The 25,961-nt window shown below is 38.7% G+C and carries 26 protein-coding genes; 7 read left to right on the top strand and 19 right to left on the bottom strand.

Translation table 11 applies throughout. The features are described from left to right. Positions 1 to 105 precede the first annotated feature (105 nt). The 5 genes from EOK74_RS11595 to EOK74_RS11575 all read right to left on the bottom strand — a co-directional run bounded on the left by EOK74_RS11595 (position 106) and on the right by EOK74_RS11575 (position 5,735). Positions 106 to 1,014, bottom strand: coding sequence for a DMT family transporter (locus EOK74_RS11595; RefSeq protein ID WP_133470266.1), 909 nt, complete (start codon positions 1,012 to 1,014; stop codon positions 106 to 108). A 471-nt stretch (positions 1,015 to 1,485) separates the two neighbouring features. Next, on the bottom strand, positions 1,486 to 1,896 hold the full coding sequence (locus EOK74_RS11590) for a universal stress protein (RefSeq protein WP_133470170.1): 411 nt from the start codon (positions 1,894 to 1,896) through the stop codon (positions 1,486 to 1,488). A 202-nt stretch (positions 1,897 to 2,098) separates the two neighbouring features. After that, positions 2,099 to 3,346 carry a lytic murein transglycosylase gene (locus EOK74_RS11585; RefSeq protein WP_133470169.1) on the bottom strand — a complete coding sequence of 416 codons (1,248 nt, stop codon included), beginning with the start codon at positions 3,344 to 3,346 and terminating at the stop codon, positions 2,099 to 2,101. A 68-nt stretch (positions 3,347 to 3,414) separates the two neighbouring features. Beyond that, positions 3,415 to 3,933, bottom strand: coding sequence for a peptide deformylase (gene def / locus EOK74_RS11580; protein WP_133470168.1), 519 nt, complete (start codon positions 3,931 to 3,933; stop codon positions 3,415 to 3,417). A gap of 53 nt (positions 3,934 to 3,986) precedes the next feature. Beyond that, positions 3,987 to 5,735 carry an ABC transporter transmembrane domain-containing protein gene (locus tag EOK74_RS11575; protein ID WP_133470167.1) on the bottom strand — a complete coding sequence of 583 codons (1,749 nt, stop codon included), beginning with the start codon at positions 5,733 to 5,735 and terminating at the stop codon, positions 3,987 to 3,989. 68 nt (positions 5,736 to 5,803) lie between these two features. Between EOK74_RS11575 and EOK74_RS11570 the strand changes: the two genes are divergently transcribed. Continuing rightward, positions 5,804 to 6,577 (top strand): type 2 periplasmic-binding domain-containing protein, encoded by a 774-nt coding sequence (locus EOK74_RS11570; RefSeq protein ID WP_133470166.1) that lies wholly within the window; start codon positions 5,804 to 5,806, stop codon positions 6,575 to 6,577. A 10-nt stretch (positions 6,578 to 6,587) separates the two neighbouring features. On the opposite strand, the gene EOK74_RS11565 is transcribed toward EOK74_RS11570, so the two are convergent. The 3 genes from EOK74_RS11565 to hpf all read right to left on the bottom strand — a co-directional run bounded on the left by EOK74_RS11565 (position 6,588) and on the right by hpf (position 8,487). Then, entirely contained in the window at positions 6,588 to 7,571 is a 984-nt protein-coding gene (locus tag EOK74_RS11565) for an oxidoreductase family protein (protein ID WP_133470165.1), read from the bottom strand. Positions 7,572 to 7,686: 115 nt separating this feature from the next. Next, positions 7,687 to 7,980: an EF-hand domain-containing protein gene (locus EOK74_RS11560; RefSeq protein WP_133470164.1), complete on the bottom strand. Its 294-nt coding sequence runs from the start codon at positions 7,978 to 7,980 to the stop codon at positions 7,687 to 7,689. 150 nt (positions 7,981 to 8,130) lie between these two features. After that, positions 8,131 to 8,487: a ribosome hibernation-promoting factor, HPF/YfiA family gene (hpf, locus tag EOK74_RS11555; RefSeq protein WP_133470163.1), complete on the bottom strand. Its 357-nt coding sequence runs from the start codon at positions 8,485 to 8,487 to the stop codon at positions 8,131 to 8,133. Positions 8,488 to 8,668: 181 nt separating this feature from the next. Here hpf and EOK74_RS11550 point away from each other — a divergent pair, with 181 nt between their 5' ends. Both EOK74_RS11550 and EOK74_RS11545 read left to right on the top strand, forming a co-directional pair. Then, positions 8,669 to 9,505 (top strand): DUF2797 domain-containing protein, encoded by an 837-nt coding sequence (locus EOK74_RS11550; RefSeq protein WP_133470162.1) that lies wholly within the window; start codon positions 8,669 to 8,671, stop codon positions 9,503 to 9,505. Positions 9,506 to 9,644: 139 nt separating this feature from the next. Further along, a complete protein-coding gene (locus tag EOK74_RS11545) occupies positions 9,645 to 10,460 on the top strand; it encodes a glycosyl transferase (RefSeq protein WP_166638758.1) in 816 nt (271 codons plus the stop codon). 15 nt (positions 10,461 to 10,475) lie between these two features. Here the strand turns inward: EOK74_RS11545 and EOK74_RS11540 are convergent, their stop codons facing one another. Then, positions 10,476 to 11,153, bottom strand: a complete 678-nt coding sequence (locus EOK74_RS11540) for a sulfotransferase family 2 domain-containing protein (protein WP_133470161.1) — start codon at positions 11,151 to 11,153, stop codon at positions 10,476 to 10,478. A gap of 283 nt (positions 11,154 to 11,436) precedes the next feature. On the opposite strand from EOK74_RS11540, the gene EOK74_RS11535 reads away from it, so the two are divergent. Both EOK74_RS11535 and waaA read left to right on the top strand, forming a co-directional pair. Continuing rightward, positions 11,437 to 12,168 (top strand): glycosyltransferase, encoded by a 732-nt coding sequence (locus EOK74_RS11535; protein ID WP_239024097.1) that lies wholly within the window; start codon positions 11,437 to 11,439, stop codon positions 12,166 to 12,168. Between the two features lie 16 nt (positions 12,169 to 12,184). After that, complete coding sequence (gene waaA / locus EOK74_RS11530; RefSeq protein WP_133470160.1) at positions 12,185 to 13,468, top strand: lipid IV(A) 3-deoxy-D-manno-octulosonic acid transferase; 1,284 nt, start codon at positions 12,185 to 12,187, stop codon at positions 13,466 to 13,468. Here waaA and lepB read toward each other — a convergent pair. The 5 genes from lepB to EOK74_RS21055 form a co-directional block, all read right to left on the bottom strand. Next, complete coding sequence (lepB, locus tag EOK74_RS11525; protein ID WP_133470159.1) at positions 13,465 to 14,115, bottom strand: signal peptidase I; 651 nt, start codon at positions 14,113 to 14,115, stop codon at positions 13,465 to 13,467. The two genes, waaA and lepB, sit on opposite strands and share 4 nt — an antisense overlap. A 144-nt stretch (positions 14,116 to 14,259) precedes the next feature. Next, positions 14,260 to 14,475, bottom strand: coding sequence for a hypothetical protein (locus EOK74_RS11520; RefSeq protein ID WP_133470158.1), 216 nt, complete (start codon positions 14,473 to 14,475; stop codon positions 14,260 to 14,262). 84 nt (positions 14,476 to 14,559) lie between these two features. Continuing rightward, entirely contained in the window at positions 14,560 to 15,078 is a 519-nt protein-coding gene (locus EOK74_RS11515) for a hypothetical protein (RefSeq protein ID WP_133470157.1), read from the bottom strand. 71 nt (positions 15,079 to 15,149) lie between these two features. Further along, positions 15,150 to 16,064, bottom strand: a complete 915-nt coding sequence (locus tag EOK74_RS11510; RefSeq protein WP_133470156.1) for a M14 family metallopeptidase — start codon at positions 16,062 to 16,064, stop codon at positions 15,150 to 15,152. A gap of 67 nt (positions 16,065 to 16,131) precedes the next feature. After that, positions 16,132 to 16,623: a hypothetical protein gene (locus EOK74_RS21055; protein WP_239024096.1), complete on the bottom strand. Its 492-nt coding sequence runs from the start codon at positions 16,621 to 16,623 to the stop codon at positions 16,132 to 16,134. A 613-nt stretch (positions 16,624 to 17,236) separates the two neighbouring features. Here EOK74_RS21055 and EOK74_RS11500 point away from each other — a divergent pair. Then, positions 17,237 to 18,178: an alpha/beta fold hydrolase gene (locus tag EOK74_RS11500; protein ID WP_133470155.1), complete on the top strand. Its 942-nt coding sequence runs from the start codon at positions 17,237 to 17,239 to the stop codon at positions 18,176 to 18,178. 168 nt (positions 18,179 to 18,346) lie between these two features. Further along, positions 18,347 to 21,595, top strand: coding sequence for a S41 family peptidase (locus EOK74_RS11495; protein ID WP_133470154.1), 3,249 nt, complete (start codon positions 18,347 to 18,349; stop codon positions 21,593 to 21,595). 141 nt (positions 21,596 to 21,736) lie between these two features. Here EOK74_RS11495 and EOK74_RS11490 read toward each other — a convergent pair whose 3' ends face one another. From EOK74_RS11490 to EOK74_RS11470, 5 genes are all read right to left on the bottom strand, one after another. Beyond that, the gene (locus EOK74_RS11490) at positions 21,737 to 22,072 is read right to left on the bottom strand and encodes a hypothetical protein (RefSeq protein WP_205964633.1); all 336 of its coding nucleotides are present in this window, start codon (positions 22,070 to 22,072) and stop codon (positions 21,737 to 21,739) included. Positions 22,073 to 22,243: 171 nt separating this feature from the next. Continuing rightward, positions 22,244 to 22,462 carry an Imm27 family immunity protein gene (locus EOK74_RS11485; RefSeq protein ID WP_133470152.1) on the bottom strand — a complete coding sequence of 73 codons (219 nt, stop codon included), beginning with the start codon at positions 22,460 to 22,462 and terminating at the stop codon, positions 22,244 to 22,246. A 30-nt stretch (positions 22,463 to 22,492) separates the two neighbouring features. Continuing rightward, positions 22,493 to 22,999, bottom strand: a complete 507-nt coding sequence (locus EOK74_RS11480) for a hypothetical protein (protein ID WP_133470151.1) — start codon at positions 22,997 to 22,999, stop codon at positions 22,493 to 22,495. 340 nt (positions 23,000 to 23,339) lie between these two features. Then, entirely contained in the window at positions 23,340 to 24,833 is a 1,494-nt protein-coding gene (locus EOK74_RS11475; RefSeq protein ID WP_133470150.1) for an Hsp70 family protein, read from the bottom strand. Positions 24,834 to 24,965: 132 nt separating this feature from the next. Beyond that, a complete protein-coding gene (locus EOK74_RS11470; protein WP_133470149.1) occupies positions 24,966 to 25,787 on the bottom strand; it encodes a type 2 periplasmic-binding domain-containing protein in 822 nt (273 codons plus the stop codon). Between the last annotated feature and the right edge of the window lie 174 nt (positions 25,788 to 25,961).

Below are 25,961 nucleotides of genomic sequence, written 5' to 3'. Positions count from 1 at the left end.
CAAAAAAACGGCGGGATTATAACAGAATACTAATTATATTTCCGAATAGATCCCACATTCTTCACCCAGCCAAGCAACTTACACTAAGAGCGGCTGGGTAATTGTTTATTTACGAGGACTTAAAGCTAATATCCATACTGCTTTATTTCCAAAAAAGTACAAAAATAGCCCCAAAATAATCAGAGTTGCACCAATCACCAAATTATCAGTTATGACCTCACCATTTAACTGGCTTCCCAAAAACATAGCCAAAACAGGTGTAATTAAGGTGACTAAAGATACTGTACTAGCTGACAATCTTTTTAAGATATAAAAATAGCCTACAAAGCCAAACAGTGAGCCAAATACACCTAAGTAGATAATGCTCCAACCTGACCGAGAGCCCAAACTAGGCATAATAAAATCACCGTCAAATATTAACCAAGATAGAATAAAAATTGGCATGCTCACGGTTAGAGTTCCCACTGTGCTTGCGACTGGGTGCATGTCTAATTCAACATTTTTAATCAATACGCCACTTAAAGAAAACAAGCTCACCGCACATAACACAAATATAAAGTCGATTAGTCTTATGGGTACCGCGGCTTGAACTTCAAAAAGCTTGTCATAACAAACTATCAACAAACCAGTAAAAGCTAAAATCAAAGCTAATTTTTTAGGCAAACTAAAAGGTTTTTCACCCAATATTTTTTGAGCAAATAACCCAGACAATAAAGGCGCTAGCCCAAAGATTAGTGACAAAATACCAGAAGGCATGGTACGAGCCGCTAAGTAAGTAAAAAACATACCTCCGGCTACACCAACAGCAGAAACGCCATAAAAATGCAGGGCTTTTTTATGCCAAGGAAACTCAATATTAGTTAGTTTAATAAACACCGCACCTATCACCAAAGCAATGCCCATGCGTAACAACAAAGCCAAACTTGGACTAACAGACTCTGAACTCCAGACAATCCCTAATGGGGTAGTAGACCAGATTAATAATACGGCAATGTATACAGCCACTAATTGCATTTTCACTAACTCCTTTGCACATTTCTAATTTAGGCCAGAGAGTTAGGCTGCGGAATAAAATTGATACTTTAAAAAATTCGATGCCACAGACCTGAGACTCTGTGGCGATTGGGATTTTAACAGTTACAAATTTACGGTTAAAACAATACTCACAGAAACGGCTAGATAGACTTTGACGCAGCGTACGCGCCATAGCCAAAAGCTAGGTATAAATCGTTTGCTAGGGAGCAGATTAAGCACGTTTAATAGATTCTCGATTGGTTATACTGTTACCGTTAATTACGAAATAGACCTCGTAAACACTAACTAAAGATACTGACTGCCACTAAACATTAAGTCAATAAAAACTATCGATAATAAGTAAAATTTAAAAATCGCGATTTAATTAGTTTTGAGATTTCTGATGGCGGGGATAAATGTAGCTCGAACCAAACTCCTAACCCTAAAGAGTTAGGAGTAATATCGTTTTTGTTATTTAGTTTTTTTAGCGATTCTCACTAAGGTAACATCACAATGAGCGTAATTTGCCACACCATTTGCAGTGGAGCCAATTAATGCTTGAATACCTTTTTTAGAGTGAGTACCTAACATTATTAAATCTGCTTTCTTTTTAATGGCTTCATTACATATAAGCTCATAAGGCTTACCTACCTTAACTAAACGCTGCTTTTTTGGGATATTGAAACCAGCACATAGCTCTTCGATTTTCGGATAAATTTTATCTTTTAATTCCTTTTGATAATCTTTAGGTAACACCTTGTATGGTAAAACATGCATCACAAACAATTTACTTTCATAAAATGTAGCCATTTCAACCGCTTTCGCTAGAACCTGCTTACCTTCAGAAGTAGCTTCGATCGCACAAATAATAGTTTTATACATAAGAAATCCTTTAATAAATGAAAACCCAGATTCAAATATTATTACTTATTTTGTAAATATTTGGGAAGTTATTTTATGATGGCGATCAAATTTCAAACCGATAGAAAGTTGACTAGCTTAAAGTTTAAAATGGACAACAGACTATCACTGTTATCCATCTTTTAATTCATACTATTCTGGCTACAGATTAACAAGTCTATAATTAAGACGTTACATCTACCTGATTAACCGTTGTCGACTTATTCATAGCGGCCTCAACAGTATTTTTAGAGGGGTAACCATCGGCAATCAGTCCTACAGACATTTGGAAATCTCGAACACCTTTACGTGTTGCAGGTCCTAAAATACCGTCGGCTTCTCCCACCTCAAAACCCAGTTGGTTTAATTTCTCTTGGAAAGCCTGCATTTCTAAAATTGTGTATTTAGGTAAATCAGGTAGAGGCTTAGATAAGTCACCTTTTCCTGCGATACGATCAGCCAAATGCCCCACAGCTATTCCGTAATACTCAGAGTTGTTCCAACGTAGAATTACATCGAAATTTGAATAAACCAAAAATGCTGAGCCCGTATATCCTGCGGGTATCAATAAAGCAGACTTGATATCACTATCGCCTAGGGCTTGCCCCGATACTTGGGTAACCTGTTGCTCATTCCAAAAAGAAAGTGATTTAGGATGAGTTTTACCCGCTAATTGATAATCAAAAGATTCTGGTAAGTGCACTTCCCTACCCCATCTATACCCAGCTTGCCAGCCTAAATTTTTTAAAAAATTTGCAGCTGATGCCAAAGCATCTTGTTCACTATTCCATAAGTCAATTTTGCCGTCTCCGTCACCATCTCTAGCATATTTAAGATAAGCGGTAGGCATAAATTGGGTATGCCCCATGGCCCCAGCCCAAGAGCCTATCATCTGCTCAGGCTGCAGGTTTTCTCTTTCAAGCAAGATTAAAGCTTGAACCAATTCACTTGAAAAATAGCGACTACGCCTTTGATCACAAGCCAAAGTAGTTAATGCCCGTAATGTAGGAGTGTTACCTTTGTAATTGCCAAAATTTGTTTCTAGCCCCCAAAACGCCAATAAATAATGGGCGGGAACGCCGTACTCTTGAGTTAACTTAGCTAGAAACGCTCTATGCTCAGCGAACTTTTCACGCCCCTTGTCTATACGCCAATTAGTTACTCGTTTAGAAAAATATCCTGTGAATGTTTGAACAAACTCAGGCTGATTACGATCGTATTCTAACAGCTTTGGCATTAACTCAATCTTTGCTAATACATTATTAGTTGTCACTTCTGATACGCCAGCAGCTAAGGCTCGCTGCTGCAGCCTATCGATACATTGAGGGAATGTTTCTTGCTCTGGCGTGACCTCTTGAGCTGAGCTAAACAAACTCACCAAACTTAAACTAACCGCAGACAAAATAATTTTATATGATGAAAAAGAAACCAATCTAAAAATTCCTAAAAAATAGTAAACCTAATGCTAACCAACTGAATGAAATTTGATATCAAAACTTCTTAAGTGAATGTTTCAATCCATAGATCGTTAGCCATAATATTATCGGTACTGCTGATGTGATCAAGCCAAGTTTTACCAATTAAATGATCAAATTCGTGCAAAAAAATACGAGCAATAAAACCTTCAAACTTAATATGCTGTGTTTTACCTTGCCTGTCATCATAATTAACCTCAACCCAATTGGGGCGTTCAATGCGTCCCCTCAATCCAGGAACAGATAAACACCCTTCCCACTCCCATACTAGCTGTTCACTACAAGCTAGAATTTGTGGGTTAATTAAAAACATAGGCTGCATATCTGGAGCATCCGGATACCTAGGGTTAGACCGCGAAGCAATAATCATAATAGCTCTTGGGTCAAACACTTGGGGAGCAGCTATACCAATCCCTTCAGCACTTAACATAGCAGCTAATAATGCGTCGCAAAAATGATTAAAGTTATCAGTAGCAAATTCGTCCTTAGCCACACTGCGAGCAGGTGTTTTAAGGATTGACTCACCCACTTGAGCTATTTTCATTGCCAAGTTCTCATATAGATTTCAGTACTCCTCATATAATACAAAGCTTAGTATCAACTCATTAACTGTAACTGTGCAAACTCTCGGTATAAATCATTACTTTCCATTAAGTCTATATGGGTACCTATTGCTACTATTTGACCCTTATCCATCACAATAATTCGATCTGAATTGATTACAGTTGCTAATCGATGGGCAATAACCAAAGAAGTTCTATTTTCCATTAATACATCAAGGGCTATTTTAACCTGTTGTTCGTTGCCAGCATCTAAAGAACTAGTGGCTTCATCTAATAGCAATATAGGTCGGTCAGCTAAAATCGCTCTTGCAATTGCGACTCTTTGTTTTTGGCCACCAGATAACCTAACACCCCGCTCCCCAAGGTTAGTTTGATAACCATTTGGTAACGCTTCTATAAAGTTATGAGCTCTAGCTGCTTTTGCTGCTTCTTTTATCTCTGCTTGCGACGCATTTGGTCTACCATAACTTATGTTATCTGCCACACTAGTGGCAAAAATTACAGACTCCTGAGGCACCAAAGCATACTGTTGGCGAAGGCTAGACACATCTAGCTTCGCAATATCTTTTCCGTCTAATGTAATACCTCCAGAGTTAACATCGTAAAAACGCATTAACAATTGGAACATAGTAGACTTACCAGCCCCACTTGGGCCAACTAAAGCAATACGCTCACCAGATTTGATGTGTAAATTGATATTAGTAAGCACGGTATTTTCAGGGCTTTGAGGATATGAAAACCCTACATTATTCAATTTAATATCGCCGCTAGCTTTGTTGGTTAGAGCTTTGGCTTGAGCTGGTGAAGCAATTGATGTTTGGGTATGTAAAAGCTCCATTAAACGCTCACTTGCCCCAGCCGCTTTTTGAATTTCACCAATCACTTCGCTGATAGTGGCTACCGCGCCCCCAGCCATCACAGCATAAAACATAAAGGCGGTAAGCTCACCGGCAGTTAACGCTCCATCCAAAACGCTTTGTGCTCCAATCCAAGCCACAACCACAATGGCAGAAACACTAATAGCCATGATGCACGCCACCAATAAGGCTCTATATTTAATTCTAGAGTGGGCGGCTTGCATCACATTTTCCACACGGTCTTGAAACAAGCCAGTATCAATTGCCTCGTGTGAGTAAGCCTGTACGGTATGAATTTCGTGTAGTGTTTCATCAACATAAGCGCCCACATCCGCCACTCTGTCTTGACTAGTCTTGGAATATAAACGTACTTTTGCCCCTAATACACGAATGGGCAGTAACACTAAAGGTACTGATAACAGGACATATAAGGTCAGCATTGGGCTAGAAAACAGCATTAAACACAAAGCACCAATAAAGGTAATAGTGCTACGTAACCCCATAGATAACCCCATCCCAACTACTGATTGCAACAATGTGGTATCCGCAGTAAACCGCGATATAACCTCGCCTGTTCGAGTGGTAGCAAAAAAATCTGGTGCTAAAGTCAATAAATGGCTATATACCTCTTTTCTAATATCAGCACTTACTCTTTCTCCTAACCATATCATCCAATAAAAACGAAAATACGCAGCCACACTTCCAACTAAAGCAATGCCCAATACCACCAACATATATCGGGTGATGTTATCTGCGCTATTCGCTATAAACCCATCATCCACCACAGCTTTTACTCCTTGTCCTAGCAGTAACCAACAGGCAGCAGCGATAATAAGGGCGACTATGGCAATAGCGACTTTTGAGCGGTAGGGTTTAAGTTGGCCAAACAACCAGCTCATTAGGGTAGAGGTTTTTACCTTTTGCAAAATATGATTCTCTTTTTTAAAAATAATGAGGTAATTTTTCAAACTCAAAATGTAATTGTGTAGGGTTTATGAGTAGAATGCCAAGTATACGTTTAAATATTATTGACCCAGAGGTTTTAGTTCAGCTCATGCTAAGCAAGATTACTTTACTCGCATTATGCTTAACATTCTTTTATAAAGCGACAGCTGCAGTTGCTGTTGATTTAAATATCGTTACTGAGCTTTCTCCTCCCCATCAGTTATGGGAAAACAATAATGTAGCTGGGCCAGCTACCGACACAGTTAAAGCGTTTATTGCAAAGACAGGGTTAACCGCAGACTACGACATTTACCCTTGGGCAAGAGCGTATAATAAAGCAGTTAAAGAGCCCGACACCTTAATTTACTCAATAGCTAAAACAACTGAAAGAGTCGATTTGTTTCATTGGCTAATACCAGTAGTTGAGTATAAATTCGGTTTTGTAGCTTTAAGCAGTAATAAACCAATGGATCTCTCCACCATAGAACAAATATCTAAATACATTATAGCGGTACAACGCAACGACTACGCCCATGATTGGATGCTAAGCCAAGGCCTTGAAGAAGGTAAAAACTTTATGATTTGTGCTGATATTGATTGTTCATGGAACTTATTACTCAATAAAAACATTGATCTAATTATAGATAGCCGACAATTCATTGATGATATGTTAAAGCGTTTCAACAAGCCTAAAGATTATGTTTATTTAGTTAAAGATTTGCCGGAATTGAGCACTACAGGATACTTAGCAGCAGGTAAAAACATCGCCCCAGAAAAACTTTTAAAGCTGCAGTCCGCCTTCAAATCAGTTGTTCAAAATTAAAAGTAAATTATCAATTAATCATTAAAAGCGCTGTTTTAGTCTGATGTTGCATATAGGCATTAATTTTTAAGTGCTCTGCTGCCCACCCCAGTAAAAACCGATGAAAATCAGCCCAAGCTAATGAGTACAAGTTACGCCACTGAGCTTCTACTTCATTGCCATCAACAGCAATATGATAACGAACACAGGCTTTTTTTAGCTCAGTAAAATACAATGTTAAGATTTCACTTTCATAGTCAAATATGGCAGCGGAGTTTAAACACCCTCCTAAAAAGTAAGCTAAGTCTTTGACTCCTACTCCACGTCCCACATATTGAAAATCAACAGCAGCTAAGTTTTCAACAGATTCATCATCAGGAAAGCAAAAATTCGCTAATTTAGCGTCTCCATGGACTAATGTCTGAAAGCTTGATTGGTTTAACACACTATCAATTTTCTGCGCTTTATCTTTTAGCTCTCCCACTTGCATTTTATCAAACTCATCATTGCGGGTAGCTAAGTGCCAATAACTACCAACTGGCCACAAGCCCTCTGCGTTAGTTTGCATAAAGCGGGCGTGAAAGTGGGCTAACCATTTTACGCCTTTAGCTACATCTTTAAGGCCCACTTGAGATTTTCTAACCGAAAACTTAGCTGCATCTAAATCTTCTAAAACCATTACCTGATTTTCTTCAACATCCAGGGTTGTGACTAAATTAGGCACTCTACAAGATTGATTGCACTGAGCTTGATAACGCTGATAAAAACAAGACTCTACCTGGTAAGACATTAACTTACGGTCGTGACTAGCAGTTGTATTCCAACCTCTAGGGTGCGCTAGCTGTGTAGGTGGGCAAATGCTTTTCACAATAAATGAGTTGCCAGCTTTAGGACTGAAATACCGAGCAATCTCACCATAACCACTCCACAAAGCTTGTACTGTTTCTGTTTTAATTAACCCATTATCAGCTAATTGAAGTTGCAGTTTTTCTAGAAGTAATGCGCTGGTTGTCATTTAGTGTTCAATAAAAATATTAGGTGGGGCTATCCTAATATTAAAAAAACTAAAAATAAAAAAAAGCCATCTATTTTGATGGCTTAATTGAGCAGAGAAAGGGATTCGCTAAGGTTTAGTTTCTTCTTGGGGGCTTATGACTAGTAAATTCTTCTTCAGTAATTTGACCATCGCCATCGGCATCAATATGCCCAAAAATAGTAGCGTGCTCATTGTTTGGTACATCACTTTGTTCAAACTCTGCAAATGTCACGACACCATCTCCATCCAAATCAAGAGAAGAAAAGCTTGGACGCTCACCTCGTTGCATATCTCTGCTGCCACGCTCTTGAGCAACAGCGCTAAAAGTAAAAGCAAGTGCCACTGAAGCGATAAATAATTTAGAAAATGTAGATTTAAATGAATGCATATTAACACCTGTATCTTGGTTAAGTTCAGGAGTACTTTACAGTATTTTTATTAAGATAGTGTGCAACAAACCCGCAAAAAATGTGCAACGAATGTGCATAGAATTGATAGCGCTGAAGTGACTCTTCAGCGCAGATATTAAAAGCGTTATTTAGGTTAAATCCATCTCTTGAATAATTTCGTGAGCGATTTCTGGTGTAGTACAACTGGGCTTAGCGTGTAGATCGCTTTTCAATTGACCCTTTCGATGTTTAAGGGCGGCATCTAATTTCTTACTAGCTTGCGATATAGCAGGGTACATAACGTCTCCCTTACCTTTTACAGCTATACTTGAGCCTTCATACTTAGTAGAAATCTCAGCGCTATACTCGCCGTGCTCTTTAGTCACAATGATATCTAACGCGATCAGGGTGGGAAAATGGCTGCCTACTTTTGAAAGTTTTTGATTGATGCTTTCTTTAACCGCTTCTGTGATATCGCAATGATGACCTGAAACATTTATTTTCATAGATTTTCCTCTTTGCTTTGATTACATTTTTATTGTCTTCAATATATAGCTTGGGACATCTTGCACAGAAAACAAGGAATAACCAATATAAATAATCATACTGTTTGATATTTTTCGCCAAGTTAGTCGTCACATGGTAAATTTACGGGATATTTATGACCGATTATCATTGGAAAAATTCATGACCCAATTACAGGGTAATATTCGCAAAATGCGGGTAACCACAGACTCAGGCAATTTAGCCCAATACGCTTTGCCAATAGATGACGAAAACCTAAACATGAATGCCCTTATTGGCCATTCCATAAAAGTCAGCTACGCAGGAGAGATTCACTGCGTAAACTGTGGAACAAAAACCAAAAAAAGCTTCAACCAAGGCCATTGTTATCGCTGTTTAATGACATTAGCACAGTGTGATACCTGCATTATAAAACCAGAGTTGTGTCATTACGATGCCGGAACCTGTCGCGATCCTAAATGGGGCGAAGCAAACTGTTTATCTGATCATTTTGTATATTTAGCCAACACAGGTACGGTAAAAGTGGGGATCACACGCCACGTTACTGATGGCGTGTCTAGCCGCTGGATAGACCAAGGGGCGACTCAAGCCATTGCCATTATGCGGGTGCAAAATAGATTAACCAGTGGTTTGGTTGAAATGGCATTTAAAGAGCATATTGCCGATAAAACCAATTGGCGTACTATGCTAAAAAGCCAACCAGACCAAGTTGACCTTGAAGCACTTAAAGAGTCATTGCTGACAGAAGTTGAAGGCGAGCTTGACGAAATTATTGAAGAGTACGGCTTTCAAGCAATTGATATAGTTGATGCGCCAGCCATAGATATCCATTATCCAGTGCAACAATACCCAGAAAAGGTGAAGTCTATTAACCTAGATAAAGAACTTAGCTTTGAAGGCACCTTATTAGGCATTAAAGGCCAATATTTGCTACTAGATGGCGATAGAGTGATCAATATGCGAAAGTATTCGGGGTACGCATTGACCATAGATGTGTAGCAATTAATTTAAGTAATCAGAGAAGGCAGTTTTGCCTTCTTCCTTAACTTAGTCAATTGCCACTCCCAAGGTTTTGTCATAAATAATTAACCATAACTCGATAACCTAAAGCCTAGGATTACGGCTATGGCTTACTACTTTGAACAGGATAAACAAACAATTCATTTGTATAAACTGGGGAACAAAATACGGCGCTGAATATATTAATCGCCTGTATGCCATGGTTGCCCGTAATACTAGCCCCCCCTTCAGCTTCACTTGCTTTACAGATAATAGCCAAGGTTTAAACCCAGAAATAAATGCCCTTGATTTACCAACATTAAACTTTGCATTACCCGTTACTAAAAAAGGAATTTGGCCCAAATGCAGACTCTGGTCAGAAAACCTTGGAGGGTTAAGCGGTCCTGTTCTATTTCTAGATTTAGATGTAGTCATATCTGGAAACCTAGATGACTTTTTTACCTATGGCGAACCTGAAGATGTAATCCTCGCTAGAAACCCCAGCAATCCATTGGAGAAATTAGGGCAAACCTCTGTGTATCGTTTTCCCGTTGGGAAACTGAAACCCTTACTTCAAAAGTTTGCATTAAATCCACTAGACATAGCTGAGACTTACAAATATGAACAAAGGTACGTTACCCGAAATGCCCCTGGCGGAGTCAAGTTTTGGCCTAAACCTTGGGTACTCCATTTTCGGCAACAATGCCGGCGCAGTTTTCCTATAAATTACTTCAAAGAAGCTAAACTTCCTTCCAATAGCAAAATCGTTATATTTCCAGGAGACTTAAACCCAATCGATGCAATTGAAGGACGTTACCATTCAAAAGAGAGCATCAGCACGCCTTTAGAGCATATAAAATTAGGGTTAAAAGGTGTTAGAAACCGTTCACTAAGCGCCCATCTTAGGCATTATATTTTACCTACTTCTTGGGTAAAAAACCTATGGAAAGAATAAACAACACAAGCGATGCTAATTAATGGTTTCGTAGCCAAAATTAGTAAAATCTTCAGCATAAATCTGATTCAAAATAACCCGTTGTTTAGCATTTATTTGATATTTCTGCTTAACAACACTGGTGCTATTCGCTTTTTGATTAACATCAAAATTTGTAACTGAAGAGAGGCGCTGCATGTGCTTCAGGTTTTCAATGTGTAAAATTTGAACCTCTGCTAAAGACACACCTAAGGACTTAAATGCAACATAATTTGGGTGATTCAAAATCCACGATTGTGGATTAATATGCTCATCCAAGTGATATACCTTAGCCAACATATCAACATATTCATCAAACGAAGTATCAAGTAAACCTTGTTTGATTTCAGCTGTACTACTAGTGCGGCTATCTAGCCCTAAAAGAGGGAAGAACACCCTTTGGGGCTTTTCCCATTTAAAGTATTGAGAGCTATCAACTTGGTTTGGTATTTTTTGAAACTTATCTTTGTAAAATGAAACAGCCTTAGCGTAAGGATCTCTTACTGTGAAATATATGTCTGGACTAGTTAACTTAAGATAGAAATAAGCTCGATAACGCTTTAGTTTTTGTAAATTTCCAGTGGCCTTAAAAGAGGTAAACATCACTTTAAAATTAGTAATAATTATACGACTTTCACCTCGGACTTTAAAAAAAGGCATAAATATTTTTGACAATTGTAATTGCAAGACTCCAAGATTTTAGCTCACCTAAGCTAACCTAAAATATGAAGTTTTCATGAAATATAAGTTAAATGAAATCGGTTAGCCGATAGTTGTAAAGAGTAAAAATGCACACATGCATCTGATTTCTTTAGATTTATTGAGATAGTTACGGCAATTCCTTTTTCTTAAAAAAGAGTGGGTTTGAAACACAAGTTTGTAGCATAGATATTGGTCATAAATTTGTCATTATTATCTTCTACTTTTTAAAAAGTGATAATTTTTTTGGAAAGTAGCAGTGAAGGGATCCGAGCAAACCGTAAATGTTATATGCATGAAGTGGGGAACTAAGTATCAAGCAAATTATGTGAACACCCTATACCGTATGGTTAACCGTCACTTAACGCGGCCTTTTCGATTTATTTGTCTAACCGACGACAATAAAAATCTATTACCTGAAATAGAAACCTTCCCCATACCTGAATTAGATATACCAGACGGCCCAGAGAGAGGTTGGAATAAATTAGTGACCTTTAGTAGTCCCTTGTATGATTTAGAAGGCCAAGCTTTATTTTTAGACTTAGATGTGGTGATTATCGACGACATTGACTGTTTTTTTGAACATGAAGCAGAATTTCCGATCATCAAGGACTGGGTAAAAACTGATGTGACAGGCAACTCATCTGTATATCGATTTACTGTGGGTAAACACGCTAATATTCTAGAAAATTTTCGTAAAAACCATAGCACTATTCGCCAAAAAGTTCGCAACGAACAAGAGTACTTATCTCAATATGTTTCCCAAATTGGCGAGCTAAGTTATTGGCCCAACACTTGGTGTAAAAGCTTCAAATACAATTGTATTCATAAGGGGGTAATGGCATGGTTCAAAGTCCCCAAAAAACCCAAAAACTGCAAAATTGTAGTGTTTCATGGTAACCCTAACCCACCAGACGCTATATATGGAAAAAGCGGTAAGTGGTATAGAAAAGTGCTTCCCACTCCTTGGGTAGCAGAGCACTGGCGTTAAAAGGAGGTGAACTAAAATGAGAAAATATCTTTATAACTCCCTGATTCGCATATTGTTACCGTTACTTTTATTGCGGCTATGGATTAAAGGTAAACAAGCCCCCGACTATCGGCTTCGTTGGCGTGAACGCCTTGGCTACTTTAAAACATCAGAAGCTAATCGCCATGGTATATGTTTCCACTGTGTTTCAGTGGGAGAGGCAAATGCCGCAGCACCACTAATTAAACAGCTACAACAACAATTCCCCTACTTCCCAATCACTATTACCACCACTACCCCAACAGGCTCAGATCAAGTAAGAAGAATGTTTGGAGACTCTGTATTTCATATTTATTTACCCTTTGATACTCCAGGAGCAATCAAACGCTTTTATCAACAAACCCAACCTAGATTATTGGTAATCTTTGAAACAGAGCTGTGGCCTAACTTATTACATTTTGCCCAAAAATTTATTATAAAAACCTTATTAGCTAATGCGCGATTATCTGAAAAATCCGCACTGGGCTATCAAAAAGCACCTACTCTTAGCCGTAAGATGATGGCCGATATATCTTTAATCGCGGCCCACGCTCAACAAGATGCAAACCGCTTTTTAAAGTTAGGTCTTACGCCAAATAAACTAGCCATTACTGGAAGTATCAAGTTTGATATAAGTATAGATAAACACCTCAAACAACAAAGCCAGCAGCTAAAACAACAATGGTTAGCGCCAAGTAGCTATCAGCGACCTATTTGGGTAGCGGGCAGTACCCATGAAGGTGAAGAAGAGTTAATACTCAGTAGTTACAAACAAGCTTTACAAACCCAGCCTCACTTGCTTTTAGTATTAGTGCCCAGGCATCAAGAGCGTTTTGAACAGGTGGCCGAGCTAGTACATTTATCAGGGTTAAATTACATCAAACGCAGTGATGGCAGTCTCCCAGATGCAAATACACAGGTGATTTTAGGGGATACCATGGGCGAGCTTTTACTATTTTGGGCATTAGCAGACATAGCGTTTGTGGGCGGTTCACTTGTACAACATGGCGGCCATAACCCCTTAGAGCCGAGTGCCCTAGATGTACCTGTAATTAGTGGTAAGCATGTATTCAACTTTAAACAAATATATCAATCACTGCAGACAAGTAATGCAGTATTAATGGTTGAAAACCCAGTTCAGCTAACCAATGCAGTATTACAGCTATTAGCTGAAAAGCGTATGAGGCAAAACATGTGTAAAAATGCCACCTTAGTTATTTCTGAAAACCAAGGGGCAACCGATCGTTTAAACCAACATATTTGCCAAATACTGGCTGCTTAAATTAACGGAGTCAGCAGGCGTTCTTTGCGAGGTAAATAGTAGTTATCTGGGTTTAAAGACAACAACACTTTTGTAGCCTTACCTTGAATCTCAATAGCAGGTACAAAACCATAATACCTAGAATCTGCACTATTATTACGGTTATCACCCAAAACCAAATATTGACCTTCGGGTACTGTTACTGACTCAAAACTATCTCGAGGATTTGCAACTGGGGTAAATTGCACAAAATGAGCAGTATTCTCTAGATACTCAGTTTGTAAAAAAGTTTGTTCTCTTTGTTCGTAGTGCACTGGCGTACCATTAATAATAAGCTTATTGCTTTCCATGGCCACGGTATCGCCGGGCTCAGCAATCAAGCGCTTTACTAAACGGTTATCAGCCTTTACAGAATTAAAAACTACAATATCGCCTCGCTTTGGTTTAGCAATCTCCATCACAGTAATATCGGTAAAAGGAACTTCTAATCGATAAGCCATCTTATTAACAAGAATTCGGTCACCTTCAACTATGGTTGGCAACATTGAGCCTGTAGGCACATGATACCAATCAGCCAAGCTACTGCGAGACGCAAACATTAGTAGCATCACCAATATAAAAACCGAGTTTTGCTTGATGGTGTTTTGGATTTGAGATTTTAGTTGCATAGTTTACGTCCCTTAAAAATAGTGTTAGCCATGATTTGACCATAACATCAAGCATCAGGTTCACCACTAAAATGTAAACCTATATTTCAACAAAGCAGCAGCGCATAGCGAACAACAATAAAATAATGGATTTCAAGGTAGTCACTACACCTCTTCACCGTCGTATTTTCTGGCTAGATCGTCAAGCTCAGAACAAGTGTAATCAAACCCTTTGCCGTCAAACTCGTAACTCACTTTTACTGACTCAGAGTTATTAAACAACTTTGCTTTTACATCAGCCACAGACCAATGTTTCAGCTCGTTTAAAAAGCGATTGGCAATGGTGGCAGAGGGAAAGCTATATAGAATTTCTGTTTGCATATAATTTAAGATTAAAGAAAAATAAAACAGTGTGATGCGATAGCCCTTAGAGTCAAGACACACGTCAGGCAATCACACTACAACTCACTTAGTAATTTTGCTACCTAAAGCATTTAACGCCGAAACAGCAAAGCCAGCGTCATAAAAATAAATAATCTTACCTTGCCCATCTAACAACACAACCCTAGCGTTGTTTGGGTTTTGGTTACCTGTAAAACGCTGTAATTTTTCTCCGTCTTCATAAACGGTAATCACTCCCTTCCATAGCGCTTTAGGGATCCCTTTGCGCATTCCATCGTTTATCACAGTGCTAAACATCCTAGGAAACATACCTTGAATAGTAGGAATTTCATAAACCGCTACCCGCGTATTTGTCATATCTAGGCCAATCAACCAGCGATCGATATCAAACTGAGAGTCTTGTTTGTAACCTAGCAATAACAGAGTTGGCTCACCTTCAAAATCACCCGGTATGTTAACGCTTTCACCTTCTAAAGACTGCCCAGAGGCTGACGGAAAGGCGTCTCCAATATTAACCTTACTAGGATAATCATAGTTAGCGCAGCCAACCAAGGCGGTAAGGCAACACAATATCACTAACATTCTGCTCTTCATGTTTTATGTATCTCGTTTATCTGTGGATGCTTTAAGTACGCTCTACCATTAGAAATAGTTTAATCTAACTGAGGCAAAACAAAGTCCAAGGCACCTTTTACAGCAGCTACTTGCGCTAATATACAGTTTTCGCCGTCTACTTTTGGGCTATCAGGGTAAACCTCTGTAGTCGTAACATACTTTGCATTCGTTACGCTTGCACACAAACCTAAGGGTTTCAGGTCATAGTTAATAACGCCTTGTTGCTGAATTTTCTCACCGATAATTCGACCATTTTCATCAGCTGGCGCAATATGGGTGACCTTCTCAACTGCCTGAATCACAGCTCGCTGAAAATCAGCACAAGGGTTAGCACTGTCACCCACAGTGTAAAATCCATCTGGTATTGCCCACTCTTTGTGCTCAACTGCATCTCGTGCCGACAATGCTGGGCGAAACTCTGAATTATCCGTATCTGTAGTTTCATGTAAGTCTATATGCATAATAAAATCTAGACCTGCCACTAGCTTCATTAACGCGGCTGACTCTTGTGCAGGACTATTGCTGTAAAAGGAGCGATTGGGATCAATAGCGTCTGGGTTCCATCGATTAATGGTTTCGTAACCCCAAGGGCTAACACATGGCACTATCATTAAATTGAATTTGTCTTGGTAGTGTTTAGCTTCAGTCTCGGCAAATCTAAGGGCCCCTAAAACACCACTGGTTTCATAGCCATGGACACCACCTGTAATTAATACGTTGGGCTTACTATTATCCCAACCTAGGCTTCCTAATGCGTAAAGTGGGAATTCCCCCACTTCGTAATGCAAAGTACCATGCTGTTCAATATCAAACTGTGAAGCCAAGCCATCTAATTGGCTCACCACATCCTCTTGATACGAACGCTTTTTAGTTTGATTCGCTAACCAAAGACACTTTTGCTGGTCGCCCCATTTTTGTCCTGGCTCACCTATTGGATAAGTATTAGTCTGCATAATATGCTCCTCTAAAATCTCTATTAATTTATGATTTAGCTATTGCCAACTAGCATCAAGTCAGCAATCAAATACCAGCTTGCTTTAATAGTCTCTGGATTTCAGCTGTGATTTTTTGCTCCCACTCGACTTTTTTCTCAGCGACAAGCTGTTGTAAAAAAGGCTGGATAGGTAGTTTCAACCCATCACAAAATAGGAAGACCTCAGGAATAGGTGCCAATATTCGCACTTTAGCTGCAGAGTTAGGGGGATTAAGCAAAAGAGTTACGTCAAATATGGTCTCAGTTTCAAAGGTACTGTCGCAGTTCAAAACAACCTTCTGACCTAGAAAGTCTTTATTCACTTTACCTTGCATTACCACTTCAATGGGTAAAGTTAACCTAATGTCGTCTGCAGCATTTGAAAAACCAACGACCCCAGCCTTTTTTACCTGAAAATCATAGGTACCAAAATCCCAAGGTTGGTTTTTTTCGTTATGCAAAACCTTAGGAGTATTCTGTTCAATTAAGGCCACTATCAACTTATCTGTGATAGTTTCTGCTTTAACACTTGAGTGCAAAACCAATAAAAATATAATGAAAATTCTAAAACTTTTAACCTTAATGATGACCCAAACCTCTTAAAAACTAAACTAGGGTAATGATCTCCGATAAACAGTTAAAAGGCTAGATAATTTAAACGTAACACAGTGTGTAATCCCGTAGCTTTAACCCTTTGCATTGAGCCAAATCACAAACTAAAAGACATAAAAAAAGCCAGCTAGTAAAACTAACTGGCCCTAATTTGTTGGGAGGTAACGCTATTTTTAATTTTATTATTTAAGTTTTCTAAACCCAACAAAACCTAAAGTTCATTTCTCTTTAATAAAAGTTCACAATGCAATTAAAAGCAAAATACAGGCCACATAATTAACTCTTAAATATCAATCACTTAAATAAAAAAGATTTAAAAACAATCAAAAATGTAAAAATAATAGACACAAATGAGTTTAGGTAACTTGCCAGTGTTCCCAAAACTAGAACAATGCCATTAGTCACTATTATATCAACTAAGATCAAAACGACAGATTAACTACCATCGCAACCGTCATGTTTTGTTCATAATGCTATGCCAATCTAGATCACACGTTTTAAGTTTACTTAGCCAGTTTCGATATATAAAACCACATCATAATGCAGTCTATTCGCCTTACTTCAGGTATTTCTATTAACTACCAAGACACAGGTAAAAAATCAGCTCCTGTCATTATTCTAATAATGGGACTTGGCGCACAAATGACAGTCTGGCCCGAGGAGCTATATCAAGGATTAGTAGAGAAAGGGTTTAGAGTGATTCGATTTGATAATCGAGACGTAGGTTTATCCAGTCAATTGGATGAATTGGGACAACCAAGTCTAATAAGAAGCTGGTTAAGCAAGCGTCTACCATTAAAGGCGAATATTCCCTACAAGCTAGAGGATATGGCTAATGACGTGATACAACTAATGACGGCTTTAAAGATTAAAAAGGCTCATTTAGTAGGAGCCTCAATGGGAGGCATGATTGCGCAAATTCTAGCAGCAAAACATAAAAAGAAGATTTTGAGCCTCACCTCCATTATGTCTTCTCCCTCAGCCGCAACGTCAACCCCGAAACTTAGTTTACTGTTGAAGTTAGCTAGGCCACCAATAAAAACCAATAGAGAAGCGGCCATTCGATACAATATTAAAATGAACCGCCTAATTAGTGGCAGAAACTACCCAATAGATGAGTCCATATTACGTAACCATGCTGCCATTAATATTGATAGAGCTCACAACCCAGCAGGTGTAAAAAGGCAACTTGTCGCTATTACCAGTAGTGGTGATAGACGCAGCTTATTAAAAAAAATAAAAGCGCCTACATTAGTTATCCATGGTTCGGATGATCCAATAATTTCAGTAGCTGGCGGCCAAGACACAGCTGCACGCATTCGCAAATCAAAACTCAAAGTCATTGATGGTATGGGGCATAACTTTCCACCGATACTAATGGGAAAAATGACAAAGTGGATTGCTAAGCATGTCACCAAAGCTGAGAAAAAACGGCTAATTAAAAAGAAGCCCAAAGCCTTAAAATCACCTAAAAATCGATAGCCACCTAAGCATAAAGCTATACTCCCATCAAATATCCTCATCATACATGAGTTAGGTGATTTCATAGCTGGATGAATATTGTACAATACAGATAGACAATGGAGTGGTCCAACATAGAAAAAATGGGCATATTACAAATAGAAAATAATAGCAAAACAAGGAATATTCATGAAAGTTCTAACCTATCTACTACTCAGTGTTCTAATTTTTATCTCTCAATATGGCTTTGCAACCCAGCTATTACGTGAGCCTTCTTTAAAAAATGATCTGCTAGTGTTTGCTTATGCAAACGATATTTGGAAAGTTACGCTAAAAGGAGGGACCGCCACTCGAATAACAAGTTTTCAAGGACAAGAGTCGTCTCCAAAAATTTCACCTAACGGTAATTGGATTGCTTTTACCGGCGAATATAACGGTAATAATGATGTTTACATAGTGAGTAGTTTAGGGGGTGAGCCTAAGCGGCTGACTTATCACCCTACAAACGACCAAGTAGTAGGCTGGTCACCAGACGGTCAAACTGTGTTATTTAATTCTCGAAGAGATAACGCACCTCGAAGCTGGCAACGCCTTTATACAATAGATATTAACGGCGGAAATCCAAGTTTACTCCCCATGAATAGAGCCTTTAGTGGCAGCTATTCACCAGACACTAAACATTTAGTATTCCGCCGAGCAGGGTTTTGGGATAAAGGCTGGCGTAATTACCGAGGTGGTCAAAACCAAGCCTTACGGGTAATTAAGTTAGATGACTTAGAAGAGTATGACTTGCCGTTCAATAATGACTTAGACTCCGACCCTATTTGGCAAGGTGATGATATTTATTATTTATCTAATCATTCAAAAGTCACTAACGTATTCAAATACTCAACAACAAATAAGCAAGTCTCACAAATTACCCACTCTACAAAATTTGACGTTATGGGCTACACCATTGACGGCGATAATCTAGTATATGAATATCACGGCGATCTGTATTTACAAACTGGAACAGCCAACCCCCAGAAGATAGCTATTAATGTTAAAGGAGATTTTCATTGGGCCACTAATAAATATGTAAAAGCCGAAGATCACATCACTGAATTTGATGTTTCTCCCAATGCTAAACGGGCAGTGTTTGCAGCCCGTGGTGATATTTTCACTGTACCTGTTGAACATGGCAGCCCACGTAACTTAACCGATAACTCAGCTAGTCGTCAGGTTTCACCTGCATGGTCTCACGACGGTCAATTCATTGCTTGGTTCAGTGATGACACTGGTGAATACCGCCTAAATATTGCGGATCAAAAAGGTAATATCGCCAAAGAAATTAAATTAGCAGAAAAAGGCTTTTACAATGAGCTGCAATGGTCACCGGATAATAAACGTTTAATTTTTAGTGATAATTTTCAGCAGCTTTGGATAGCAAACGCAGACAATGGCAGCACAAAAATTATTGCTCAAAATGCCATTACTCACCCCGAACCTTCTGCCATGGCTGCTTGGTCACCAGACAGTAAATGGGTAGCATACACCCAACAAACTAATAATATGTTTCGCCAACTCTTGATTTATTCTGTGACAGAGCGAAAAAGTTATACCGTAACCGAAGGCATCGCTGAAATACGCTCCCCTGTTTGGGATAAAAATGGTGAGCGCTTGTATTTTCTAGCAAGTACAGATTATGGCCCTAAAGCGGCTTGGCTAGATATGTCAACGGTCGCATTCAACCCTAGCTTTCAAATTTACTATGCACTGTTAACCAATAAATATGACTCTCCACTGTTAGAGAAATCAGATGAAGAAGAAGCCACTCAACAGGCAGGCGAAGAAGAATCAAAAGAAAACAGCGAGGATGCAGAGAAGTCCATAGTGTCTGTCACTGTAGATTTTGAAAATTTACATAAACGTATTCTGCCTTTATCTAAAGAGTCAGGGCACTTTAGCCAGCTACAAACAGGGAAATCGGGAGAGCTGTTCTATGTGTCTCAATATGAAAATAATTCAGGAGAAACTAAAACTGATTTAATTCGCTACGAATTAGAAACGCAAAAAACAAACACCCTCGCAAGCGACATAAACACCTATAAAATATCCTCAAATGGTGAATCTCTGCTAGCAAAGTCTCAAGCTGGCTGGAGCGTATTCAATAGCGCAACAGGGTCTGGAAAAGACGATAAAGTACTAAAATTAGCCCTACCCAAACGTGTTAATTATTCACAAGAATGGCAACAAATATTTAGAGAAGCATGGCGTTATCAAAGAGATTATTTATATGTTGATAATTTTCATGGGGCTGACTGGGAGGAAGTTTACCAATTATACAGCCCATTGGTTGCATCGGTTAAACATCCTGCTGACCTTACCTATTTACTAGACAATATTGGCGCTGAAGTTTCAATTGGTCATTCATATACATCTACAGGGGAATTGCCCTACCAAGGGAAAAATTATGTTGGCCTGTTAGGGGCTGATTATAAGATTGACGATAACGGCGTGCAAATAGCAAAGGTTTATACAGGTGAAAGCTACTACCCCACTCAGAACAGTCAGGCACCACTAGCAAAAGTTGCCCATAAAATTAGAGATAACGACTATCTACTTAAGGTAAATGGTACCTCTATAGATCCAAACCAAAATATTTATCAATACTTTCAAGGCACACTAGGCCAAGTAACCAGTATTACTGTTGGAAATTCTAAACGGCCTAAAGACCTACAAACTTTCAATATCGTTCCTATTGCCGATGAAACTGCACTTCGAAGAAATGAATGGGTTGAAAACAACCGTAAATATGTAGATAAACAATCTGATGGAAAATTGGCTTACGTATGGATCCCAAACACCGCAGAAGATGGTTACCATAGCTTTAATCGTTATTTTTATTCTCAATCGGATAAACAAGGGGTGATTCTCGACGAACGCTTTAATCACGGAGGCTTTATTGCAAACTATATAATCGATGTATTAAGGCGAGAACCAAGCGGCTTTTTCAATAACCCCTTCGCCAAGGCAAACCCTATGACAAGCCCTGGATCGGGGGTTTGGGGGCCTAAAGTTATGCTAATTAATGAGGTTTCTGGATCTGGGGGCGATATGCTGCCTTATATGTTCAGACACTATAAATTAGGCAAGCTAATTGGTAAGCGCACCTGGGGAGGATTAGTAGGTATATGGGGCGTACCTCCGCTTATTGACGGTGGTTACATTACCGCACCAAGGTCTGGTTTCTTTGACTTACAAGGGCAATGGAAAGTAGAAAATGAAGGTGTTGCACCCGATATTAATGTTGAACAATGGACAAAATATACGGTTAAAGGGCGCGATCCTCAATTAGACGCTGGGATAAAAGAGGCGTTAAGTGAGCTCTCTGGTTATCAATCACCGGTAATTACAGAGCCTAAGCCACCAATTAGAGTCCCAAATCCTATTCAATAACCCGCCATTAAAAATAGTAAAAACTCAAAGGTGGGTTTCATTGTTAACCCACCTTTACTGGACTTATACCGCAGTGGTATTTTTAAGCTTTATGGAAAAGCCGACGTAAAAAAGAAAGCGCGAAAGTATGCCAATGAACTGTTACAACTTCCAAGCAATTTCATTTCTAAGCTTTTCAACAGTCTTAACATCAGCTCCTGCTACAGCTGCATATACAAAAGTTTGCTTATCAACGGTTACGCACTTTATCGCAGCACGGTTATTACTAAAATTACCGTAAACGTAATTTCCATTTTTAACAACCGACTTAAACCCTAATGAGTTTAAAATAGAAACACCTTTTACAGCACATAACGCTGGCGTCTCTTTTACGACTTTGTGGTGAGACCACAATTGAGGAGTATATTCTTTTTCAACAGTAACCAACTTCGTCTCAGTAACCGTTTGTGTTTCAGTAACTTTTTCGGGTTTGGACACACAACCCAATAATGTAACAGCAAACACTACAGTTAGATATTTGATAAAACGCTCCTAAATATATGACTTTTTGAATGTGGCAGTTTTAAGCTTTCATTTGGCAAAATTAACCTGCACCACTTTTGAGGAAAACCTGAGTACATCACTATTCATGTTTTTGAGGATGATATATTAAAAGCAAAATTTTCTCTTTGCGGAAAGTTCGGTTATTTTCTGAAGCTCTAGATGCCCGCCACCATGAACCTCAGACCTAGGATAAGTTAACACCCAATATTGATTATCAATTTTGTTTAAGTAAAGTGCATTCCAACCACTATCATCAGTTGCGACTTTAACAAGGTTGGCATTAATGTAACTCTTAACTGTTTCACTCCCTGAAATTATACCCATACTTCCTTTACATCTCCCGCTGCTAACAAGCTAAATATACTTGGCTAGGTCTCCAAAACCCCAAACAATAGTACCAATAGCAGCAATTATTAATTCGTATTTTTGAAATGACCTTTTAACCTTAGAACCTATACGGTTAGGCACTTCTTCAATATATTTAGATATCTCAATATTTACTATATATTCAATTTCGTCTTCAGACTTTTGAAGATTATGCTTACTTAGTCTCTCGGTAACCTTATTTAAAAAGTTTTGCTTTAGTTTCTCTTTAAATTCAGGAAGGGCTGCATCACTACCAACATTTATGACTTTTTGTAGCCAGTTGGAATGATCAAGGATAGCCAAAGCTAGCGCAATCACTACCAGAAGAGAGCCAGACCGTGAAAATATAGTCCAGTCATCTAACTCTAAACTAAGCCATATACCAATACCTAAAATAATAATACTTACGATAATTGCAATAATTACAGCTACCCAAGGCCACATAAGTACGAATACATTTTTAACTAATACATCTTTATTTATTTCAGGTGACAATATGACTTCCTTGTGACGTTAACAATTTAATAAAAGGTGCAATACCTATTTAATTTTCTTCATAACATTTTCTATCACGAATTGAGCCAGTCTCACTCTAAAGCAGTAATTTATGCTAATCAATATCTTATAAAAGACGCGTGCCTTAACCGCTGCGTGAAAGGTGAAGTTACACCCGTACCTTATTTACAAATCCCCCCACCACCAAACCTTAACTTTAATTACCCAAATACCAAAAAAGGAGAAGTGTTATTACTTCTCCTTTTTATGTGTCATCTAATTGGCCTGATGCAAACTCACACCTTTGCGTGCTAAGCCTTTATTTGATTTGAGCTAACAGCTACTTAGCGGCCTGAATCGCTAACCCTTCACACACAGAGTTAAAGGCGTCGCCTTCCATTAAGGGTAAGTTGGGTAGCATCTCTAGTAGCTCTTTTTGCACTATGGGTGACAAACTCATGCCGCCTGTAATAAATAGCATTTCTGGCTGTTCTGCGCTGTTATCTAAACATTCTTTTACTAGTTTTTTCACTCGACGTAACCATGACTGCATGGAGCGTTGTAATTCTTCTACATTAATATCTACACCGTAATCAGCTTCAATGTAATGTAGCGGCAAAGTGATAGCGGGTTTACTCGATAGCAGCTCTTTAGCTAAACGTGCAGAGTTGACTAATCTGGCAGAAAGCTTTTCTTCTTGCACTGTGAGTAAGCGCTCTAATAACTCTGGCTCTTTCACCATATGTTTAGTTTGCGCTATTTCTAAACCGTACTCTTCAGAGAAAAAGCGGTTTAATTTTGGAATATCATCAACAGCACACATATCAGAGTAATAGGTCGGCGGCACAGGCAAACCATTGGTCATTAGCAACCCCTGTCCCATTGTAGGTGAAATCGACTTAACAATAAGATTCTTATCACATTCCATTCCCCCTAAGCGAGTGCCGGTTACCGATAGCACATCTTGTTGACGGTCTAGGTTCGCCAGCTTTTCGGGAGAGAGACGAATACAACAAATATCAGTAGTACCGCCACCAATATCTACCACCAGCACATTGGTGTGTTTATTTAGGGTGCGTTCAATTTTATAGGCCGCTGCTATGGGCTCTTCTAAAAAATCTACTTTGCTAAAACCGGCTTTTTGGGCTGCTTGGGTCATAATATTAATGGCTTGGTTGTTACCGGCATCGCCTCTAGTACCATGAAACTTAACAGGGCGGCCAATCACAGCAGTATCAACTGGCATATTTAGCTGTTGCTCAGCACTTAACCTAAAAAACTCTAACTGTTTAGCAATCATACCAATAAATGCCTGCTGCTGACCTTCTACTAAACTGGCCCCTAAAAAGTTTTTAGGTGAATAAATCAAACGCCCTTTATCAGGTGTTTTTAAATAACGTTTAAAGCCCTCTTCACCAAATGCAAACTGCCCTGTGTCTACCAACTGTTGTAGTGATAAATCTTGTACCGTCATATCTTTAAGTAACAATTGTATGGCGCGGCGTTGTAATGCGGGGCGGTTGTGTAACTCAGCGCGCAGCTCATCAATTCTATCGCTGTAAACTCGCTGCTCTCTTGGGTCTTTGGCTTCGTAATAACCATCTTTAGCTTTATCAAGCTGTTCGGTTATGGCTTGTTTGATACGTGACACTTTAGCTTCAATAATAGCTGCAGGCGGTAACGGCAATTCATCTTGATAGTAGATAAAAACAGACGAACGAATTTTATTTGCAGACTCTAAGCTAGGGTCAAGCTTTATAAAATGATGCTGCTCACCATCAAAATACACAACCTCAGAATTTGATGTACCGTAATCTATACCAATTGCTGCCATGTCTGCCGCTCGAAACCTAAATTATGCTTAAAAAATATGGCCGAGAATTGTAATAGAAAATATCGAATACTGCATCAGCTGTTTAAGCTTCTTTTTACGGTGGCGGTAAAAGCACATCTGGTGACGACAAGGTTATTTATCAAAATAAATAATTTTTCTATTTGCTAAGTCAGCCTTTTTTATATCCTCTTCATAATATTTATCTAGCAGCTTATCGAGATCTCCATTAGCTGACATTTTCTTTAATCCGGCCTCGATTCTCTGTGCGATACGAGGCGCATTTTTTGAAACATAAACATAAGTCACAAGCGGAATGTATAAAGCTAAATGTGGCTCCACCATTAAATTAGGAAGCTTATCTTTACGGGTGTTTAATTCATCATATGCCTCATATATGGCTCTAGGCGTATAATCAAAACGACGTTTTTCTAACATAGAGAACAGCCCTTCGAAAGTGTGTGACGTCATCATATTCATATTGGCTTTCTCAAAAACGCCAGTAATGGCCCAATCTCTCTGAAAACCTGCTGTTAACATATTTAAATCTTCTAATGTCTGAACGTTTTCAAATTTATCTAGGTTAGCTCTGTGTATTAGCAATAACCGGTAACTCATTAAGCCTCGTCGTATAGGAATTTTTATTGCTGTTGCACTTTTGTCCCAAATATCACTGGACGCTGCAATGTAAGTATTGATTAACTCGCCTCTACGAATTGAAATAAGGGCTCTTCCCGGAGTCATATCCACATCTATAGTTTTATATAAATATGGCCCAAACTCAGGGATAGTTATCTCAAGAGCCCTAAATATAACTTCATCTTTATGCCTTTCCCTTTTGTCCATTCCCAAAAGTGGCTTGAGCAATTTTATTTCATCAACAGCGTAAACGTTTAACACCGTCCCAAAAAAACTAAATAAAAGTAATACCTGAATAATCGGTTTGATGTTTAACATGCCAGCCATTAGGAGAATAAAAGAGTATAAATATAGCCATTATTTTGCAAAGTACTTAGTTTATCGGTAAAGCCATAAGCATTCTTGAGCAGCACAGATCCAGTAAGCTTGTGGCTAACCCAAATAGAGATTTACATTTAAAAAAAGAAAAAGCACAAAAGGTCAAATGAACAA

This window comes from Paraglaciecola marina (assembly GCF_004360155.1).
Taxonomy (GTDB): domain Bacteria; phylum Pseudomonadota; class Gammaproteobacteria; order Enterobacterales; family Alteromonadaceae; genus Paraglaciecola; species Paraglaciecola marina.
The sequence above is the reverse complement of the archived record's forward strand: the minus strand, read 5'-3'. Positions and strand labels throughout refer to the sequence as shown.